This window comes from Rhodanobacter sp. B05 (genome assembly GCF_002001085.1).
Taxonomy (GTDB): Bacteria; Pseudomonadota; Gammaproteobacteria; order Xanthomonadales; family Rhodanobacteraceae; genus Rhodanobacter.
This window is the reverse complement of the sequence record NZ_MUNU01000012.1, coordinates 222,786-243,045: the sequence shown is the minus strand read 5'-3', so window position 1 is coordinate 243,045 and position 20,260 is coordinate 222,786. Positions and strand designations below refer to the sequence as shown.

At 65.8% G+C, this 20,260-nt stretch carries 17 protein-coding genes; 14 read left to right on the top strand and 3 right to left on the bottom strand.

Annotation, left to right across the window (positions count from 1 at the left end):
• Positions 1–375 precede the first annotated feature (375 nt).
• Together glpD and glpK are read left to right on the top strand one after the other, a co-directional pair.
• Complete coding sequence (gene glpD, locus B0E47_RS06385) at positions 376–1,911, top strand: glycerol-3-phosphate dehydrogenase (RefSeq protein ID WP_077513170.1); 1,536 nt, start codon at positions 376–378, stop codon at positions 1,909–1,911.
• Positions 1,908–3,413: a glycerol kinase GlpK gene (gene glpK / locus B0E47_RS06380; protein ID WP_077513169.1), complete on the top strand. Its 1,506-nt coding sequence runs from the start codon at positions 1,908–1,910 to the stop codon at positions 3,411–3,413. The genes glpD and glpK overlap by 4 nt, the downstream gene beginning before the upstream one ends.
• A 27-nt stretch (positions 3,414–3,440) precedes the next feature.
• Here glpK and B0E47_RS06375 read toward each other — a convergent pair whose 3' ends face one another.
• Positions 3,441–4,376 carry a carbohydrate kinase family protein gene (locus B0E47_RS06375; protein ID WP_077513168.1) on the bottom strand — a complete coding sequence of 312 codons (936 nt, stop codon included), beginning with the start codon at positions 4,374–4,376 and terminating at the stop codon, positions 3,441–3,443.
• 276 nt (positions 4,377–4,652) lie between these two features.
• Here B0E47_RS06375 and B0E47_RS06370 point away from each other — a divergent pair, with 276 nt between their 5' ends.
• The 12 genes from B0E47_RS06370 (at position 4,653) to B0E47_RS06315 (ending at position 17,979) form a co-directional block, all read left to right on the top strand.
• Positions 4,653–5,699: a rod shape-determining protein gene (locus tag B0E47_RS06370; protein ID WP_077513167.1), complete on the top strand. Its 1,047-nt coding sequence runs from the start codon at positions 4,653–4,655 to the stop codon at positions 5,697–5,699.
• Positions 5,700–5,720: 21 nt separating this feature from the next.
• Positions 5,721–6,686 carry a rod shape-determining protein MreC gene (gene mreC, locus B0E47_RS06365; protein ID WP_077513166.1) on the top strand — a complete coding sequence of 322 codons (966 nt, stop codon included), beginning with the start codon at positions 5,721–5,723 and terminating at the stop codon, positions 6,684–6,686.
• Positions 6,683–7,168 (top strand): rod shape-determining protein MreD, encoded by a 486-nt coding sequence (gene mreD / locus B0E47_RS06360; RefSeq protein ID WP_077513165.1) that lies wholly within the window; start codon positions 6,683–6,685, stop codon positions 7,166–7,168. Before mreC ends, mreD begins: the two co-directional genes overlap by 4 nt.
• Before the next feature lie 31 nt (positions 7,169–7,199).
• On the top strand, positions 7,200–9,170 hold the full coding sequence (gene mrdA, locus B0E47_RS06355) for a penicillin-binding protein 2 (protein ID WP_077513164.1): 1,971 nt from the start codon (positions 7,200–7,202) through the stop codon (positions 9,168–9,170).
• Positions 9,167–10,282: a rod shape-determining protein RodA gene (rodA, locus tag B0E47_RS06350; protein WP_077513163.1), complete on the top strand. Its 1,116-nt coding sequence runs from the start codon at positions 9,167–9,169 to the stop codon at positions 10,280–10,282. The genes mrdA and rodA overlap by 4 nt, the downstream gene beginning before the upstream one ends.
• Positions 10,283–10,379: 97 nt before the next feature.
• Complete coding sequence (mltB, locus tag B0E47_RS06345) at positions 10,380–11,390, top strand: lytic murein transglycosylase B (RefSeq protein WP_077513162.1); 1,011 nt, start codon at positions 10,380–10,382, stop codon at positions 11,388–11,390.
• On the top strand, positions 11,387–12,286 hold the full coding sequence (locus B0E47_RS06340) for a septal ring lytic transglycosylase RlpA family protein (RefSeq protein ID WP_077513161.1): 900 nt from the start codon (positions 11,387–11,389) through the stop codon (positions 12,284–12,286). The genes mltB and B0E47_RS06340 overlap by 4 nt, the downstream gene beginning before the upstream one ends.
• A gap of 75 nt (positions 12,287–12,361) precedes the next feature.
• Positions 12,362–13,606 (top strand): D-alanyl-D-alanine carboxypeptidase family protein, encoded by a 1,245-nt coding sequence (locus B0E47_RS06335; protein ID WP_077513160.1) that lies wholly within the window; start codon positions 12,362–12,364, stop codon positions 13,604–13,606.
• Positions 13,606–13,896: a DUF493 family protein gene (locus tag B0E47_RS06330; protein WP_077513159.1), complete on the top strand. Its 291-nt coding sequence runs from the start codon at positions 13,606–13,608 to the stop codon at positions 13,894–13,896. Before B0E47_RS06335 ends, B0E47_RS06330 begins: the two co-directional genes overlap by 1 nt.
• A gap of 97 nt (positions 13,897–13,993) precedes the next feature.
• Positions 13,994–14,692 carry a lipoyl(octanoyl) transferase LipB gene (gene lipB, locus B0E47_RS06325; protein ID WP_077513158.1) on the top strand — a complete coding sequence of 233 codons (699 nt, stop codon included), beginning with the start codon at positions 13,994–13,996 and terminating at the stop codon, positions 14,690–14,692.
• 9 nt (positions 14,693–14,701) lie between these two features.
• Entirely contained in the window at positions 14,702–15,712 is a 1,011-nt protein-coding gene (gene lipA / locus B0E47_RS06320) for a lipoyl synthase (RefSeq protein WP_077513157.1), read from the top strand.
• A gap of 8 nt (positions 15,713–15,720) precedes the next feature.
• Positions 15,721–17,979, top strand: a complete 2,259-nt coding sequence (locus B0E47_RS06315) for a carboxy terminal-processing peptidase (RefSeq protein ID WP_077513156.1) — start codon at positions 15,721–15,723, stop codon at positions 17,977–17,979.
• Between the two features lie 96 nt (positions 17,980–18,075).
• On the opposite strand, the gene B0E47_RS06310 is transcribed toward B0E47_RS06315, so the two are convergent.
• Entirely contained in the window at positions 18,076–18,879 is an 804-nt protein-coding gene (locus tag B0E47_RS06310; RefSeq protein ID WP_077513155.1) for a methyltransferase domain-containing protein, read from the bottom strand.
• Between the two features lie 26 nt (positions 18,880–18,905).
• Positions 18,906–20,258, bottom strand: a complete 1,353-nt coding sequence (locus tag B0E47_RS06305; protein WP_077513154.1) for an aspartyl/asparaginyl beta-hydroxylase domain-containing protein — start codon at positions 20,256–20,258, stop codon at positions 18,906–18,908.
• Between the last annotated feature and the right edge of the window lie 2 nt (positions 20,259–20,260).

Genomic DNA, 20,260 nt, shown 5'->3' with positions numbered 1-20,260 from the left:
GAGTAGGTCACCGCCAGGGGCTTTATCCAAAAACCCCCACCCGAAACGGTGGGGGTTTTTCTTTTGTGCGGTGGCGACCGTAGGTCGCGACCCGCAACAGGTCACCGCCAGGGGCTTTATCCAAAAACCTCCACCCGAAACGGTGGGGGTTTTTCTTTTGTGCGGTGGCGACCGTAGGTCGCGACCCGCAACAGGTCACCGCCAGGGGCTTTATCCAAAAAACCTCCACCCGAAACGGTGGGGGTTTTTTCTTGGTCGGCGTTGCTGCCGCGATTTGATCCCTGGTTGTAAATGGCTCGCCCACTGCGTGGCCTCAGCGATCGGCCGCGTGCTAGCGTGCGCAGTAACGATCGCGAGGCACATACGAGGGACGGTTTGCACGACGACACGGACATCCTGGTAGTCGGTGGTGGCGTCAACGGCGCGGGTATCGCGCGGGATGCGGCCGGACGGGGCCTGTCTGTGACGCTTTGCGAGCAGGACGACCTGGCCGCGCATACTTCCAGCGCCAGCACCAAACTGATCCACGGCGGCCTGCGCTATCTGGAGCAGTACGAGTTCCGACTGGTGGCCAAGGCGCTGGCAGAACGCGAGGTGATCCTGCGCCTGGCACCGCATATCAGCTGGCCGATGATGTTCGTGTTGCCGCACGAATCACATCTTCGCCCGGTGTGGATGATCCGGCTTGGCTTGCTCTTGTATGACAGCCTCGGTGCAGGGCATCGCACGCTTGCCGATTCACATGCCGTGGACCTGAGGCAACATGTCAGCGGCGTGCCTCTCAAGGACAGCTACTCACGCGGCTTCGTGTATTCCGATGGCTGGGTGCAGGACGCCCGCCTCGTTGTGCTCAACGCCATGGATGCCGCCCATCGCGGTGCGGATATTCGCGTGCATACGCGTTGTGTGGCCGCTGAAGTCGAACAAGGCGTATGGCATGCGCAATTGCAGGGCCCTGACGGGGAGTTGCGGAGCGTGCGCGCGAAAGTCCTGGTCAATGCCTGCGGTCCCTGGGCCGGACCCTTTCTGAGTGATGTACTCGGTCGTTGTGAACATGCGCAGGTGCGCCTGGTGAAGGGCAGCCACATCGTGCTTCCGCGCTTGTTCGATCATGACTATGCGTACCTGTTCCAGCAGCCCGATCGACGCGTCGTCTTTGCGATTCCCTACGAGACCGACTACACCCTCGTGGGCACGACGGATGTGGACTATCGGGCCGATCCGGCCAGCGTGCACATCGAAGCGGACGAAGCTCATTACCTCTGCGATGCCGTCAGCCGGTATTTCAAGCGTCCGGTGCGCGCCGAAGACGTTATCTGGAGTTACAGCGGCGTGCGTCCGCTGCTGGACGAGGGTGGCGACGCCGCATCGGTCAGCCGCGACTACCGACTCGAACTTGATGAAAGGCAGGGCGCGCCTCTGTTGAATGTCTTCGGTGGCAAGATCACCACTTACCGGCGTCTTGGTGAGGAGGCGGTCGACAGCCTGACCAGGGCGCTGGGCCTGGAGCGAGCAGCCTGGACGGCCAGCGGCGACCCGCTGCCGGGCGGCGACTTCGTCGATGCCGAACGGTTGATGGCGACATGGGTGCAGCGCTGGCCGTGGCTGCCCGTGGCGTTGGCATACCGCTGGCTGCGCCACTACGGAACCTGCACCGCGGCCTTGCTGGGTACCGCCGCCGGGCTTGCGGACCTCGGGCAACATTTCGGGGCCGGACTCTATCAGCGCGAGGTCGACTACCTTGTCCGCCATGAATGGGCACGCGCGAGCGAGGACATCCTGTGGCGGCGCACCAAGCTGGGGTTGCGCATGAACGATGATCAGCGGATGCATCTTCAGGCTTATCTGGATATGACCTATCCCGCACTGGCCCGCGGATCGCTGTTGTCAGCGGCGGAGGCGTCGGCGTGAATCGGGATTCGCGCTTCATCATCGCGATCGATCAGGGCACGACCAGCTCGCGCGCGCTGGTGTTCGACGCGAACGGGCGCGTCGTCTCGTCAGCACAGCGGGAATTCGAGCAGATCTTCCCGCGCTCGGGCTGGGTGGAACACCGTCCCCGGGAAATTCTGACCAGCGTCCAGGTCACACTGACCGAAGCGATCCACAACGCCGGCATCGAGGCTGCGAGCGTGGCCGGCATCGGCATCACCAACCAGCGCGAGACCACCGTGGTGTGGGATCGCCGCACCGGCGAGCCGGTGTACAACGCCCTGGTGTGGCAGTCGCGGCATTCCGCCGAAATATGTCGGGACATGCGCAGCGAATCCGTCGACGCACTCATACGCGAGCGCACCGGCTTGTTGCTAGACGCGTACTTTTCCGCGACCAAGCTCAAGTGGCTGTTCGAGCATGTCGAAGGCGTGCGCGAGCGCGCGCAACGCGGCGAGCTGCTGTTCGGCACGATCGACAGCTGGTTGGTGTGGAATCTCACCGGCGGCAAGGTGCACGTCACCGACATCAGCAATGCCTCGCGCACCCTGCTTTACAACATCCACCGGCAATGCTGGGACCCGGACCTGCTGGAACTGTTCGGCGTACCCGCCTCCATGCTGCCGGAAGTGCGCGGTTGCAGCGAAGTTTACGGGCGCATCGAGTCGAAGTATTTCTTTGGCTGCGACACTCCCATCTGCGGCATCGCCGGCGACCAGCAGGCGGCCTTGTTCGGACAGGCCTGCTTCGAACCGGGCATGGCGAAAAACACCTACGGCACCGGCTGTTTCATGCTGATGAACACCGGCAGTGTCGCGGTGCCGTCGCAGCACGGCCTGTTGAGCACGGTGGCTTGGAAAGTGGATGGCAAGGTGGAATACGCGCTCGAGGGCAGCATCTTCGTTGCCGGTTCGGTGGTGCAGTGGTTGCGCGATGGCCTGCACATGCTCGACAGCGCCGATCAATCGCAGGCTTGCGCCGAGAGCGTGCCGTCAACCGACGGCGTGTATCTGGTGCCGGCCTTTGTCGGCCTGGGTGCGCCGTATTGGCGCAGCGATGTGCGCGGCGCCATGTTCGGCCTGTCACGCGGTACGCGCAGGGAACACCTGGTACGCGCGGCCCTGGAATCGATGGCTTACCAGACGCGCGACGTGCTGACCGCGATGGAGGCCGATGCCGGTATCGCGTTGAAGGAACTGCGCGCCGATGGCGGCGCGATCGCCAATGATTTCCTGGCCCAGTTCCAGAGCGACATGCTCGGCGTACCGGTGTTGCGTTCGGGCATTGGCGAAACGACGGCACTGGGCGCGGCCTATCTGGCCGGCCTGGCCGTAGGGGTGTGGGACAACCGCGAACAGATCGCCCGGCTGTGGCAGCTGGACCGCCGCTTCGAGCCGGCGATGGACGAACCCGATCGCGACCGCCTGTATCGTGGCTGGCAGGCGGCGGTGAACGCCACCATCGGGTTTCGTGTCGACTGAAGGCGGCGAGGCCGCCCGCAGGGAAGCTCAGTTCAACGCGTAACCGAACTGCTCGCTGAAAGCGGCGGCGAATTCGGCGTAGTTGAAACGCTGGTTCTGCGTACCCGGGTGCTCGACCTTCAGCGCTCCCATCAGCGAGGCGATGCGACCGATGGTCGGCCAGTCCTTGCCCTGCATGATGCCGAAGATCAGGCCGCCCCGATACGCGTCGCCGCAGCCGGTCGGATCCACGACCTGGCGTTCGCGCGCCGGCGGAATGTGATGGGTCTCGCTGCCGACGTGGATGATCGAGCCGCGTGGCCCCTGGGTCACGATGTAGGCGGTGACGCGACTGGCGATCTCGTCGGCGCTCCAGCCGGTGCGGGCCTGCAGCAACTGGGACTCGTAGTCGTTGACGATCACGTAGGTGGACTTGCCGATCATCGAGCGGAACTCGTCGCCGTTGAACAACGGCATCGCCTGGCCCGGGTCGAAGATGAAGGGCACACCGCGTGCGGCGAACTCGTTCACGTGCTGCAGCATCGCCTCGCGGCCATCCGGGGCCACGATCGCGAAATCGATCTGCGGGATGTCGCGCACGTGGTTTTCCTGCGCGCTGGACATCGCGCCGGGGTGAAAGGCGGTGATCTGGTTGTTGTCCAGATCCGTCGTGATGAAGCATTGCGGCGTGAACTGGTCGTTGAATACGCGCACCCTTTCCAGACAGATGCCGCACTGCTCCATGTGCGTGCGGTAGGGGCCGAAATCCTGGCCCACGGCCGCCACCGGCAGCGGATCGCCGCCGAGCAGCTTGAGGTTGTAGGCGATATTGCCTGCGCAGCCGCCGAACTCGCGACGCATCGCCGGCACCAGGAACGACACATTCAGGATGTGCATCTGATCCGGCAGGATGTGGTTCTTGAACTGGTCCTGGAACACCATGATGGTGTCATAGGCCAGCGATCCGCAGATGACGGCAGGCATGGTGTGCGGGAACCCCCGGGCTAGGTTTGAGAAAGGCCGCGGCTGCCGCGGTGGCCGTCACCGCCCCGGAAGGCGGCGACCAAAGGGTGCAATCCTAACGCGATCGATCCCGGTTGGCGACTTTCAGGATCGGTGCGGAGCTCAACCCGCGATCCAGGAAATGTGTCTAGGGTCGTGTTGCGCAAGGCTTTCTTAACGCTATTTCCCTTGCGAATGCGGTGTGCGCTGACTAGACTGGTGAGCTTGATTTCAACCAGGCCGGACCACGGCGGACCCATGTTCAAGAAGTTTCGCGGGATCTTTTCCAACGACATCTCCATCGACCTCGGCACGGCCAATACGCTGATCTATGTGCGTGGGCAGGGCATCGTTCTGAACGAGCCGTCGGTGGTGGCGATCCGCCAGGATCGCGGTCCCGGCGGCCCGCGCACGATCGCAGCGGTCGGCAGCGACGCCAAGCGCATGCTCGGCCGCACACCGGGCAACATTGCCACGGTGCGGCCGATGAAGGACGGCGTGATCGCCGACTTCACCATGACCGAGGCGATGCTGCAGCACTTCATCAAGCAAGTGCACAAGTCGCGTTTCCTGCGGCCGAGCCCGCGCGTGCTGGTCTGCGTGCCGTGCGGTTCGACCCAGGTCGAGCGACGCGCGATCAAGGAATCGGCCGAAGGTGCCGGTGCGCGTGACGTGTTCCTGATCGAGGAGCCGATGGCGGCGGCGATCGGTGCCGGCATCCCGGTGCACGAGGCGCGCGGCGCGATGGTGCTGGACATCGGCGGCGGCACGTCCGAAGTGGCAGTGATCTCGCTCAACGGCATCGTCTACTCGCAATCGGTGCGCGTCGGCGGCGATCGCTTCGACGAAGCGATCATCAACTACGTGCGGCGCAACCACGGCACCCTGATCGGCGAGTCCACCGCCGAGCGGATCAAGCTGCAGATCGGCTGTGCGTTCCCGCAGGCGCAGGTCAAGGAGATCGAGATTTCCGGGCGCAACCTTGCCGAGGGTGTGCCGCGGATGTTCACGATCAACTCCAACGAGATCCTCGAAGCGCTGCACGAGCCGCTGGCCGGCATCGTGGCCGCAGTCAAGTCGGCGCTGGAGCAGACCCCGCCCGAGCTGTGCTCCGACGTGGCCGAGCGCGGCATCGTGCTGACCGGCGGCGGTGCCCTGCTGCGCGACCTGGATCGGTTGATCTCCGAGGAGACCGGCCTGCACGTGCAGGTGGCGGACGATCCGCTGACCTGCGTGGCGCGCGGTGGCGGCAAGGCGCTGGAGCTGATCGATCAGCACGGCAGCGACTTCTTCGCGCCCGAATAACGCGCGGCAGCCGGGGCCGCCATGGCGCGCGCGCGCGACGAATCCTCCCCTCTGTTTGCCGGCAACGCGGCTGGCACGCTGCGCCTGATCATCTATCTCGCACTGGCGATGGTGCTGATGGTGCTCGACCAGCGCAATGGCTGGCTGTGGCGCCTTCGTTCGGCCGCGTCTGCGGTAGTGGAGCCGGTCTACCGGCTGGCGGGTCTGCCCGCCGCGAGCGTGCGCACGCTCAGCGTTGCGTTCGCCGACCGCCAGCATCTCACCTCGGACAACCAGCGCCTGCGCGAGGACCTGCTGCTGGCCAACGCCAAGTTGAACCGCATGGCGGCGGTGGCCGCGCAGAACCAGCACCTGAAGGAACTGCTCGATACCCAGCACAGTCTCGGGCTCAACGTGCAACTGGCACGGGTGATCGGCGTGGACCTGGGCGCCTATCGCTACCGGCTCACCTTGAACATGGGTTCGCGCGACGGGGTCAGGGCAGGTCAGCCGGTGATCGATGCCCATGGCGTGATGGGGCAGGTGATCGAGGTGCTGCCGCACACCGCGGTAGTGATGCTGATCACCGATCCATCGCATGCGATCCCGGTGACGATCGCGCGTACCGGCTTGCGTACGGTCGCCTATGGCTCGCGCGACGGGGATGAGCTGAGTCTGCCGAACCTGCCGCTGGCCGCCGACATCAGGGTGGGCGACAACTTGCTGACCTCCGGGATCGGCGGACGCTTCCCGCCGGGTTTCCCGGTCGGCCGGATCGACAACGTGGCGCCGGCCGCCACCGGCATGTTCCAGGTGGCGCTGGCCCGGCCGGCCGCGGAGATCGATCGCAGTACCGACGTGCTGCTGCTGCATGACCAGGCCGAGCCGGAAGGCCCGCCGGCTCCGGCCAGTCCGGCGGGGCCGTCCACATCGTCGGGACCGGCCGCGGCCGCAAGCTTGGTCTCGCCACCAGGCAAGCCTTCAATCGACAGCGGGGCGCCGCGATGAACCGGCAACGACTGAGCCAGTGGTGGTTCGTCGGCACCCTGGTGGCTGCCCTGCTGTCGATGCTGGTGCCGCTGCCCGGTGTGCTGGAGCCGTTCAAGCCGTATTGGCCGGCGCTGGTCCTGTTGTACTGGTCGCTGGAAGCAGAGGATCGGGTGAATCTCGGCCTGGCCTTCGGCGTGGGCCTGTGCGCCGACCTGCTCAATGGCGTGCTGCTTGGCGAACAGGCCTTGCGTCTGTGCGCGCTGGTCTTCATTGCGCTGCGTTTTCGCTCGCGGCTGCGCTTCTTTCCGATGTGGCAGCAGGCGCTGGCGGTACTGGCGCTGCTGCTGAACGATCGCATCCTGCTGCTGATCGTGCGCATGCTGGCCGGCGCCTCGTTGCCGCCCGCCAGTTGGTGGATCTCGCCCTTCGTCGGTGCGGCCCTGTGGCCGTTCCTGTTCCTGCTGCTCGACGACCTGCGCGCGCGATTGCGTATCCAATGAGACATGAATCAATGAGACATGAACCAGTGAGATGAAGATCCGGCGCACGATCAAGGATGCCCGCGGCGAGAGCGATCTGTTCCGGCGTCGCGCCCTGGCCGGCTTCGTGCTGATCCTGCTGGGGCTGAGCGGGCTGGTCGGCCGCTATGTGGTGCTGCAGGTATCGCGTCACGCCGAGTTCGTCACCCGTTCCACCAACAATCGCGTCAAGCCGCGTGCGATTCCGCCGGCGCGCGGGCTGATCTACGATCGCAATGGCGTGCTGCTGGCCGACAATGTGCCTGCGTTCCGCCTCGAAGTGGTGCCCGAGCAGGTCAAGGACATGCCGGGCCTGCTGGCCCGGCTGGGCAAGGTGGTGCCCTTGGGCCAGGACGATATCGACGCGTTCAACAAGCAACTCAGACAGAGCCGGCGCTTCGACAGCGTGCCGCTGAAAATGCATCTGACCGAGGACGAGATCGATCGCTTCGCGGTCAATCGCTGGCGTTTCCCGAATGTCGACGTGGTGCCCTACCTGACCCGGCGTTACCCGTTCGGCGGCCTGTTCGCGCATGTGGTGGGCTATGTCGGGCGCATCGACGCGGACGATCTGCAGCGGCTCGATCCGGACCGCTACCAGGGCACCAGCCATGTCGGTCGCAGTGGTATCGAACGCTCCTACGAAGACCTGCTGCATGGCAAGCCCGGCTACGAACTGCTGGAGGTGAATGCCGATGGCCGCACCCAGCACGTGCTGGAAACCCACCCGCCGACACCGGGCAAGAACCTGTACCTGAGCATCGACGTCCGTGTGCAGAAAGCGGCCGAAGCCGCCTTCGATGGTCGACCTGGCGCGGCGGTGGTGATCGATCCGCGCAACGGCCAGGTGCTGGCGATGGTCAGCGTGCCGACCTTCGATCCGAACCTGTTCGTCAACGGCATCAGCCAGGCCGACTACGGCGCGTTGACGAAGGATCCGGACAAGCCGCTGTACAACCGTGCCTTGCGCGGCGTCTATCCACCGGGATCGACCATCAAGCCTTTCCTTGCGCTGGGCGGCCTCGAACTCGGCCTGCGCAGGCCGTCGGACACGGTGCTTTCCACCGGCCAGTTCTGCCTGCCGGGGCAGAAGCGCTGCTATCGCGACGATACCCGCGGCGGCGACGGCACGGTGGACATGGTCACCGCCATCGAGAAGTCGACCAACACGTATTTCTACCGGCTGGCACTGGACATGGGCATCGATCGGCTCAGTCAGTGGATGAGCCGCTTCAGCTTCGGCAGCAAGACCGGCGTCGACCTGATCGGCGAATCCGACGGCATCCTGCCATCGCGTGCGTGGAAGGCGGCGCACAGCAAGCAACCCTGGTATCCCGGCGAGACGGTGATCGCCGGCATCGGCCAGGGTTACTGGGCGGTCACGCCCCTGCAACTGGCCCACGCGGTGGCCACGTTGGCCGGACATGGCGTGCCCTATCTGCCGCGTCTGGTGATGGCGACCCGGGCCGTGGGCGATACGAAACAACAACAACTGCCGAATCCGCCGGGGCCGTCACTGATCGTCAAACCGTCGGACTGGGACGTCATCAACCAGGGCATGCGCGCGGTGATCACCGGTGGCACCGGCAAGGGACTCAACAGCGGATTCCCCTACGCCATCGCCGGCAAGAGCGGCACCGCCGAACGCTACTCGCGCACCACCGACGCGTACAACACCAACAAGAACACCGCCTATCTGGCCTCGCGGCATCGCGCCTGGTTCATGGCCTATGCGCCGGCGGACAACCCGCAGATCGCGGCGGCGGTGGTGCTGGAGGCGGGTGCCTGGGGTGGCTCCGATGCCGGGCCGATCGTGCGCAAGATCTTCGATGCGTGGCTGAAGACCCATGATGGCGTGATCCCGGGCAGTCCGCGTCTGCCGACCGACGCGTCGCCGGCGCTGGCGCGGCCGGAAACGACGGCCGTGCCGGCGCCGGACATCGAGGACCTGCCGGCCCAGGCATCCAGCGGAGCCAATCCATGATCGAGGCACTGTATGCGCGCTCACGCCGATTCCTGCGTCGGATACTGACCCGGCCGCGGATCGATCTGCCGCTGATGGCCGCCTTGCTGCTGCTGGCGATCGTCGGCCTGGTCACGCTCTACAGCGCTGGCGATGGCAGCCTCGCCCTGGTCGGCGGGCAGGCCGCCCGGTTCGTGCTCGGTGGCGCCCTGTTGCTGCTGGTCTCGCGTATTCCTCCGTCGGTGCTGCGCAACTGGACGCCGTGGCTGTACGCCGGCAGCACGGCCTTGCTGGTGGTGGTGGCGATCCTCGGCGAAGGCCGCGGCTCGGTACGCTGGCTGGATCTGGGCGTAATGCGATTCCAGCCGTCCGAACTGCTCAAGCTGACCATGCCGATGATGGTGGCGTGGTATCTGCATCCGCGCCAGCTGCCGCCGGGCTGGAAGGATATCGTGATCGTCGGTCTGCTGATCGCGATTCCGGCAGGGCTGATCGCCGAGCAACCGGATCTGGGCACCGCGGTGCTGGTGGCCGCGGCGGGCGCATTCGCGCTGTTTCTCTCCGGAATGGCCTGGTGGCGCATCGGCCTGCTGGTGGGCGCGGTGGTCGGCATGGTGCCGGTGGGCTGGCATTTCCTGCATCAGTACCAGCGCGACCGCGTGCTGACCATGCTCAACCCCGAATCCGATCCGCTCGGCAACGGCTGGCACATCATCCAGTCGCAGATCGCGGTGGGTTCCGGTGGCGTGTTCGGCAAGGGCTGGCTGCACAGCACGCAATCGCGGCTGGACTTCCTGCCCGAGCACACCACCGACTTCATCTTCGCGGTGTTTTCCGAGGAGTTCGGCCTGATCGGCGTCTGCGCGCTGATCGCGCTGTATGCCTTCATCATCGGCCGCTGCCTGTGGATCGCGATGGAATCCCGCGACACCTATTCGCGGCTGCTCGCCGGCGCGATCGGCATGAGTTTCTTCGTCTACGTGTTCGTCAACGGCGGCATGGTCGCCGGCATGCTGCCGGTGGTCGGCGTGCCGATGCCGATGATCAGCTATGGCGGCACGTCGGCGGTGTCGCTGCTGACCGGGTTCGGCGTGCTGATGTCGATCCATGCCAATCGCAAGACGCACATTTGAGTGTTGCCATGGGCGTGCCCGCCGCTCGCCCGAAGTTGCCCTAGCCTGCATGATAGGCTCTCGGCGATCCAGATTATTTCGCCAGTGAAGGCCCTGCATGACCGAGAATTCCGCCTTGAATCCGCTCCGCCGCCTGCTTGCCGTGGGACTGCTGTGGATCGGTGCGACGAACGTGGCGCTGGCTGCGGTTCATCCGGGCCAGGCCGAGCTGGTGCGCGAGGTGGCGCGCGATACCGGCAAGAATCCGCAGGCGCTGGCTGCGCTGCTCGATGGCGCGAAGATGCAGCAGAGCATCCTCGATGCGATCAGCCGTCCGGCCGAGGGCAAGCCGTGGAAGGACTATCGTCCGATCTTCATGACGCCCGCGCGCATCGATGGCGGAGTCGCGTTCTATCAGGCGCATCGTGCGCTGCTCGATCGGGTCGCCGGCGAATATGGCGTGCCGCCGCAGTATCTGGTGGCGATCATCGGCGTGGAAACCAATTACGGCCGCATCGTCGGCCATTACAAGGTGCTCGACGCGCTGGTCACGCTGGCGTTCCATTACCCGCCGCGCGCCAAATTTTTCCGCGGAGAGCTGAAGACGCTGCTGGAATTGCCCGACAGCAAGCTGGCGGGGCCGCTGGATACGCTGATGGGCTCTTATGCGGGCGCGCAGGGCTGGGGCCAGTTCATGCCCTCGAGCATCCGCGACTTCGCGGTCGACGAGGATCACGACGGCCGCATCGATCTGCACGATTCGGCCGACGACATCATCGCCAGCATCGCCAATTACTTCCACCAGCATGGCTGGGAGAGCGGTGCGCCGGTAGTGGCGCGGGCCCAGCCGGATGCGTCGGCGCAGGCGGTCGCGGTGAAGGACGCCACGCCGCAGTGGCCGCTGGAGCAATTCGAGGCCTGGGGCTACGCGCCGCTGCAGCCGCTGTCGCCGGGTCGGCTGACCAGCCTGCAGACCCTGCAGGGGCCGAGCGGGCCGGAGTACTGGTTCACCTTCCAGAATTTCTACGTGATCACGCGGTACAACCGCAGCCCACTGTATGCGATGGCGGTGGAGCAACTGGCCGAAGCGATCGCCGCCGGCGTGGCGCAGGCGGACACCGCACGATGAGAGGGCTGTGCGCGGCAGCGCTGCTGGCAACGATGCTGCTGGTCGGTTGCAGCGGCACGAAGACGCGGCCCGCGCCTGCCGGCGGCACCGCCGGCACCGCTGGCGGCCGCGTCGATGCCCGCGCGGATCGCTTCCATGACGATCTCAACCAGCCACAGTCCAGCCGTTACCGGGACGGCAATGACAGCGTGCCGTCACCGATCGATGTGAGCAAATTGCCCGAGCCGGTGCCGAAGGTGGAAGCCCACTCGCTCTACGGCAACAAGTCGCCGTATACCGTCCTCGGGCATGCCTATCGGGTGCTGCCGACGGCGCGGGGTTACGACGAGCGCGGGATCGCCTCGTTCTACGGCAACAAGTTCCACGGCTACAAGACGTCCAATCTCGAAACCTACGACATGTACGCGTTCACCGCCGCGAGCACCACGCTGCCGCTGCCGAGCTATGCGCGTGTGACCAACCTCGAGAACGGCAAGAGCGTGATCGTGCGGGTCAACGATCGCGGTCCGTTCCACGACAACCGGCTGATCGACCTGTCCTACGCTGCCGCGGTGAAGATCGGCATCTGGCCCAAGGGCACCGGCCTGGTCGAGGTGCGCGGCATCGATCCGGCCCATCCCGGGCAGGAACTGCCGCCGCCTGCCGCGGTCACAAGCGGACATCCCGGGATCTACCTGCAGGTGGGCGCATTTGCCGATGTGGCCAATGCGAACCGGCTGGCGCAACGCCTGCGCGAGGCCAGCCTGGGTACGGTGCAGGTCGTCGACAGCGTAGTCAACGGACGCCAGCTGCGTCGCGTGCGGATCGGTCCGCTGGCCAGCGTGGAGCGCGCCGACGAGGTCAGCCACCGGATTGAACAGATGGGCCTGCCGCAACCCCAGGTCGCGGTAGACTGAACAGGATTTGCGCAAGCTTCTCCCTCACCCCGGCGCCCGCCACGCCGAACTTAAGAAACCGGACTTGAAACCACGATGAATTTCCTTCGACGTTCCCTGATGCTTGTTGCCGCCACCGTCATGCTGGCAGGTGTTGCCGCGGCCCAGACGGCGCCGCCCCACCCGTCGCCGGTGCCGCGCCCGGTGGTGCCGCCCGCGCCGGTGCCGCCGCCGCCGGAGGTGGATGGCGCAAGCTGGGTGCTGATGGACTACGCCACCGGGCAGATCCTCGCTTCGAAGGATCCGGACGCGCGCCGCGCGCCGGCCTCGCTGACCAAGGTGATGACCGACTACGTGGTTTCCGCCGAAATCGCCAACGGCCGCATCCATCCCAACGACATGGTCACCATCAGCGAGCACGCCTGGCGTGGCGGCGGCGCCGGTACCGACGGCTCCACCAGTTTCCTCAAGCTGGGCAGCCAGGTGCCGCTGGAGGATCTGCTCAAGGGCATGATCGTGCAGTCGGGCAACGACGCGGCGATCGCGCTGGCCGAGCACACGGCCGGCTCGGAGGATGCCTTCGCCAACCTGATGAATGCCTATGCCAAGCAACTGGGCATGGTCAACACGCATTTCTCCAATGCCTCGGGTTATCCGGTGGCCAACCACTACAGCTCGGCGCGCGACATCGCGATCCTGTCGCGCGCGCTGATCCACGATTTCCCCACCGACTACGCCATCTCGGCGATCAAGGAATACGAGTGGAACGGGATCAAGCAGCAAAACCGCAACGAGCTGCTGTGGCGCGATCCGGCGGTGGACGGCATCAAGACCGGACATACCGCCGAGGCAGGCTATTGCCTGGATGCCTCGGCCAAGCACGGCGACGAGCGCATGATCGCCGTGGTGATGGGCGCCAGCACCAACAAGGCGCGCGCGGATTCGGCGATGGCCCTGCTCAACTACGGCTTCCGCTTCTACGAGACGCACAAGCTGTATGACACCAGCAAGCCGCTGGCCACGCCGCGGTTGTGGAAGGGCGCGGCGAATCAGCTGCCGATCGGCGTGGCCAGCGACGTGCTGGTCACGGTCAAGACCGGCGAGTACGACAAGCTGAAGGCGACCATGGACATCCCCGCCACCCTGATCGCCCCGTTCAAGAAGGGCCAGCAGGTCGGCACGCTGCGGGTCACGCTGGACGGACAGCCGGTGCAGAGCGTGCCGCTGATCGCGCTGAACGATGCACCGCAGGGCGGCTTCTTCTCGCGCCTGTGGGACAGCATCCTGCTGTGGTTCCATCACGACAGCGGCAACACCGAACAGGCCCCGGGCGGCAAGTGATGCAGCCGATCGACTTCAGCGGGGCGAAGCGGGACGGCAAGGGCTTCCAGTTTCCCGGTGAGTTCGAGATCACCGCGGTCGGCCATGCCAGCGCCAACCTGCCGACCCACGTGCCGCAGCTGCTGGAGCGTGCCGGCCTGCACGTGCTGCACGAAAGCGTGCGGCACCGGCATTCCGGCGGCGGCAATTTCGTCTCGGTCACGGTGAGTTTCCGTTGCGACAGCCGTGAGCAGTACGAGGCGGCGCATCGGGCGCTGCGCGAGAGCCCGGATATCCGCTACACGATGTGAACGGCCGGGATTGGAGATTCGGGATTTGCAAAGGCGGTGGACCGACGCCATCTCGGGCGTGCCGTCATCACTCTCAGAAAACACCGCAAGACAGCCCGTGAACGCCGAATCCCGAATCCCGAATCCCGAATCCCTCCCGCTAAAAATCCGTCGCCTCGGTCGCCAGCCCTACGCGGCGACCTGGAAGGCGATGAGCGCGTTCACCGACAACCGCACCGCCGATACACCTGACGAGCTGTGGTTGCTGGAACACGACCCGGTGTTCACCCTGGGCCAGGCCGGCAAGATGGAGCACGTGCTGGCGCCGGGCGATATCCCGGTGATTCCGGTCGACCGCGGTGGCCAGGTGACCTATCACGGCCCGGGCCAGATCGTGGGCTACCCGCTGATCGACCTGCGCCGGGTCGGGGTGGGCGTGCGCGAGCTGGTCCACCGCATCGAACAGGCGCTGATCGACACGCTGGCGCACTGGAACGTGAACGCGGTCCGGCGCGAGGGCGCCCCCGGCGTGTATGTGGGCGAGGCCAAGATCGCCGCGCTGGGATTGCGCGTGCGGCGCGGCTGCAGTTTCCACGGGCTGGCCTTCAACGTGGCCATGGACCTGGAGCCGTTCCAGCGCATCAACCCTTGCGGTTACAAGGGTTTGGCGGTCACACAACTGCTAGACTTGGGCGGTTCGTCGCGGCTGGCGGACGTCGAAGAGGTGCTGATCGGCGAGTTTTGCCGGCAGTTCGGCTTCGCTGCCGAACCGGCCGCTCCCCTGATTCCCGAACTCCCCGCTCGCGCAGCGGTCTGAGCCTTCTACATGAGCGAAACCTCTGCATCTTCCTCCAAGGTCATTCCGATCAGCATCGTCGCCGGCGCGCCCGTCGCGGAAAAGCAGCTTGGCAACGACAAGATCGCGCTGAATCGTGCCGGCTTCGACACCGCCGTGCCGACGCTGCGCAAGCCGAGCTGGATCCGCGTACGCCTGCCACAGGGCAATGCGGTGCAGCAGCTGAAGGCGCGCCTGCGCGAAAATTCCCTCGTCACGGTGTGCGAGGAGGCGTCCTGCCCGAACATCCACGAGTGCTTCAGCAAGGGCACCGCCACCTTCATGATCCTAGGCGAGGTGTGCACCCGGCGCTGCTCGTTCTGCGATGTGGCGCATGGCCGTCCGCAGCCGCCGGACGAGCTGGAACCAGCGCGGCTGGCACAGACCATCGCCGACATGCGGCTGAAATACGTGGTGATCACCTCGGTCGATCGCGACGACCTGCGCGACGGCGGCGCGGCCCATTTCGCCAGTTGCATCCGCGCCGTGCGCCATGCCAGCCCGCACATCCGCATCGAGATCCTGACCCCCGATTTCCGCGGCAAGGGCCGCATGGAACGCGCGCTGGAAGTGCTGAAGGATTTCCCGCCGGACGTGTTCAACCACAATCTGGAAACCGTGCCGCATCTGTACCGCGAAGTGCGTCCGGGCGCCGATTACCAGTGGTCGCTGGACCTGCTCAGGCGCTTCAAGGCGCAGCATCCGGACGTGCCGACCAAGTCCGGCATCATGCTCGGCCTGGGCGAGACGCAGGAGCAGGTGCTGGAGACCTTGCGCGATTTACGCGCCCATGACGTCGAGATGATCACCATCGGCCAGTACCTGCAGCCCACGCCGCACCATCATCCGGTGGTGCGTTACTGGACTCCCGAAGAATTCGACGCACTGCGCGTGGCAGGGGAGGCGATGGGTTTCCATCACGTCGCCTCCGGTCCGCTGGTGCGGTCGTCCTACCATGCCGACCTGCAGGCCCATGCAGCCGGCGTCACCGAGTCAGTCTGAGAGCATCCATGAAATTCCGTCCCGCGCTGGTCCTGCTGTTTGCCCTCTCCGCCAGCTGCGTGTTCGCGCAGTCGGCCGCCGATCTCGGTGCGGGTCCCAAACCGCGCAAGGCGGCCACCTGGCCACTGCAGCCGACACCCGAAGAGGCGCAGGCTGCGCAACTGTCCGCGCGTTTCCTGACCCGTTTCCACTACGACGCGCAGCCGCTGGACGATGCGATGTCGGCGCGCATCTACACCGCCTGGTTCAAGCAGCTGGATGGCGACAAGGTGTTCTTCACCCAGCAGGACATGGACAAGTTCGCGCCGCTGAAGACCAGGCTCGACGACGCCATCTGGAACAGCGACCTGTCCGCGCCGTTCTCGATCTTCAATCTCTACGTGCAGCGCGCGGTCCAGCGCATGACCTATGCGCGCAGCCTGTTGAAGGACGGTTTCGACCTGACTCGCGACGAGAGTTACGACGTCGATCGCAAGAATGCCGCCTGGCCGAAGGACCAGGCCGCCGCCGACGACCTGTGGCGCAAGCGCACCAAGAACGACTGGCTGCGCCTCAAGCTTGCCGGCAAGGACGACGCCGACATCCGCAAGACGCTGGACAAGCGCTACGGCGGCTACATCGAACGGATCAAGCAGCTCAACAGCGCTGATGCGTTCCAGAGTTTCATGACCGCGTACGCCGAATCCACCGACCCGCACACCGACTACCTCGGTCCGGAGGCGGCCGAGAACTTCGACATCGCCATGAGCCTTTCGCTGCAGGGCATCGGCGCCCAGCTGCAATCGCGCGACGACTACACCATGATCGTCAAGCTGATTCCCGGTGGCCCGGCGATGAAGTCGCACAAGTTCAAGCCCGGCGACCGCATCGTGGCGGTGGGCCAGGGCGACAAGGGCACGATGGTCGACGTGGTCGGCTGGCGCATCGATGACGTGACCGCGCTGATCCGCGGCAAGAAGGGCACGGTGGTGCGGCTGGAAACGCTGCCGGTCGACGCCGGCCCGGACGGCAAGCATGAGCTGATCACCCTGGTGCGCGACAAGATCAACCTGGAGGATGCTGCCGCCAGCAAGAAGGTCATCGACATCAAGGACGGCGACGTCACCCGCAAGATCGGCGTGATCGACCTGCCCTCGTTCTACTCCGACTTCGGCGCGCGCAGCGCCGGCGACAAGGATTACCGCAGCACCACCCGCGACGTCGCCAAGCTGATCGGCGAGCTGAAGCAGGAAGGCGTGCAGGCCATCGTGGTTGACCTGCGCAACAATGGCGGCGGTTCGCTGGCCGAGGCCGATTCGATGACCGGCCTGTTCATCGACAAGGGTCCGGTGGTACAGGTGCGCGGCTCGCACGGCGAGGTCCAGGTGCAGGGCGACGACGAGGCGGGCATGGCCTGGAGCGGCCCGATGGCGGTGCTGGTCAATCGCGGCACGGCCTCTGCGTCGGAAATTTTTTCCGCGGCGATCCAGGATTATCACCGCGGCCTGATCGTCGGCGAGCCGACCTTCGGCAAGGGCACGGTGCAGACCCTGGTCGACCTGGACAAGTTCGCCCAGAGCGACAGCGAGAAACCCAAGCTCGGCGAGCTGAAGATGACCATCCAGGAATTCTTCCGCATCAATGGCGGTTCCACCCAGCTCAAGGGCGTGACGCCGGACATCGAATACCCGAAGAACGGCGACGAGAAGGACTTCGGCGAGTCGACCTATGACAACGCACTGCCATGGACGCAGATCGCCCCCGCCGACTACAAGCCGGTGGCGAACCTCAACGCCTTCCTGCCGCAACTGGACAAGCGGCATGTCGAGCGCGTGGCGAAGTCGCCGGCCTGGAAGCTGATGCTCGACGAGCTGGCGCAGTACCGGAAGATGCGTGACATGACCTCGATCTCGCTGAACCTGGCCACGCGCGAGGCCGAGCGCAAGCAGCAGGAAAAGATCCAGACCGACTTTCGCGCCAGGCACGTGGCCATCGATGGCAGCGATGCCGCGCTGATCGACGCTGGCGACACGCTCGATGACGGCCTCAACGCGAACGAGCGCAGCCTGAAGAGCGAGCTGAAGGAAGAGAAGGATGCCAAGAAGGCCAAGGACGTGGAGCTCAACGAAACCGCGCACATCCTGTTCGACGCGATCGGCATGATCAAGGCCGATCCCGGGCTGGCCGGCGAGGTGCTGCCCTACGGCGGCAAGTTCAGCACGCTGGCCAGCGCGGATGGGGCCGCCCCGGGCAAGCCTGCCGCCGCCGAACCCGCCGTCGTGCATTGATCCGGCTTGCCGTCGGGCTCGTCGGCCCGGCGGCGCCCACGCCGTTGCAGGGCCGCCGTTGCCAGGATGCTCGCCTGATTCGCGCCGTCGCGGGTGTCACCAGTGTGGCCGGGCCACGATGCCCTGGTTCTTCGCCGGCAATGCGATCTCGACGTGCAGGTTCGGTCGCAACAGGGGGATTCGGTCGAGCACCAGTTGCAGCATGCGTTTCCACCATACGACGGACAGCGCGTAGGTGGGCATTGCACGTGCCTTGACCACGACGAAGTCGGGCGAGAGCAGCTTGAAATAGCGCAACATTTCCCGCCGGCTGTACTCGCGCCAGTGGTGTCCGTAGGTGTGAACGGCCAGCACCTCGTCGACGCTGATGCCGCCGCCCATGCCGGTGATGAACCGCAGCGGGCGCCACGCGCGGCCCTTGGCGGAGTAGTAGTTCGGCGTGGTCACCACGATGCGGCCGCCCGGTGCCAGCACGCGATAGAGCTGGCGCCACAGCGCCACCGGGTTGAACGTGATGTGTTCGATGATCTCGGTGAACAGGATCACGTCGGCCGTATCATCCGGCAGCGCTTCCAGCTCCCGCGCGAGTTCCAGGTTCGGACACTTCAGCAGGCGCACGCCGAAATCCGCCGCGATGTCGATCACGCTCTGCTCTTCGAACGTGCCGGGCAGATCGACCGCGGTCAGCTCGAAGCCGGCCTGGCGCCAGATGATCGACTGGTGCAGCCAGTGCGCGCCGATGTCGAGCACGCGGTTGCGGCCGCGGTCGGTCCAGGTCGAGCAGAACTCGTCCAGGGTCGTGATGAAGCGCCGGTAGTGCTGCGACAAATAGACTTCGGGCGTCCCGCCGTACTTGTCGAACAGCTCGATCAGGTCGTCGAATGAAGGTCGATCCTGCATCGCCTGCTCCCATCCTTGCGTCGTAATCAAACGCTCATCGTACTTGATCGACCCGCTTGCAGCGGGGTGTCGGGCAGCTTGCAGGACTGGTTGAAATCACCGATGGCCTCGACCAGGTCGGTCACGGCGGCACGTTCCACCTCGCTGAGGTCGGGATGCCAGCTGTCGACGATCAGCACCACCCGCCGTTGCCCGCTGCGATTCCACGCCTCGTGCTCCCAGGTGTCGTCGAATGTCACGCAGCGGCCTTCCTGCCACGCGTGTTCCTGGCCGCCTACGCGGATCGCGCAATCCGGCGGCACGATCAGTGGCAGGTGGGTGACCAGTCGCGTGTTGGTCACGCCGGTGTGCGGCAGGATGTGCGTGCCGGGACTGAGCACGGAGAACAAGGCTTCGGGCGCATGGTCGCGGATGCGTACCAGCGGCAGCGCATCGAGCAGGGCTGCCGTTCGCGGGCAACGGGCGCGGTGCGCGTCCCGGCGCTCGCCGTGGCGATGGAAGAAATACGCATCCCACGCCGGCTCCTGATCGCCGGACGAACCCAGCATGCCCTGCATGGCATCCGGCGGCGCTTCGCCCAGGAACGATTCCAGTGCGCGTTCCTCCGACAGCACGGCGCGCAGCTCGTCGCGCACGCTGTCGGTCGCCGCTTCCAGCGCTTCCAGCCAGGGGAAGCGGTGGCGTGGGTAATAGGGCTGGCTGGTGATGTCCGGGAAATACAGGAACTTCGGCCGCTGTCGCGGGTCGGGAATGTTCGCAGGCAGGTCGAGGAAATAGATCGCGAGGCTGCGCTCCACGCGGGTCAGTTGGGCACTGCCATAGCGCTCGCGCAGCGGATCCAGCGCGCGGCGGAACAGTGCCCGCCGCTCCCGGTTGACGTAGTCGACGGCGTGCTTCACGGTATCGCGCAGCCCGGGCGCGGTGGTGGCGTCGTCCTGCCAGCGGCCCATGCCATGCGCACTCTCGATGGCCATGAAGTACGCCTTCAACGCGTCGTGCGGCTGCCCCAGCTGTTCCAGCGCGATGCCCAGCTGCAGGCGCGGCACGAACATCCGCGGCGCCAGCGCGAGCCCGCGGCCGAAGCTGGCGACGGCACCGCGGGGATCATCCGCCGCCATCTGCGTGGCGGCCAACTGGACCCATGCGGCCGGGTCTTCCGGCGCCACCCTGGTGACGGCCTGCAGGCTCTGCATCGCTGCCGCATGCTCCCCTCGCGCCGACTGGCAATCGGCCACGAAGCGCAGTGCCTCGACATCCTGCGGATGCCGCTCCAGCAGGCTCAGGAATGATCTTTCCGCGGCGCCCCGGTCGCCTCGAAGCGCCTGTTGTCGCGCCGCCGTGCGGCAGGCGTCCGCCGTTTTGTCAGGCGAGTTGCTCATGG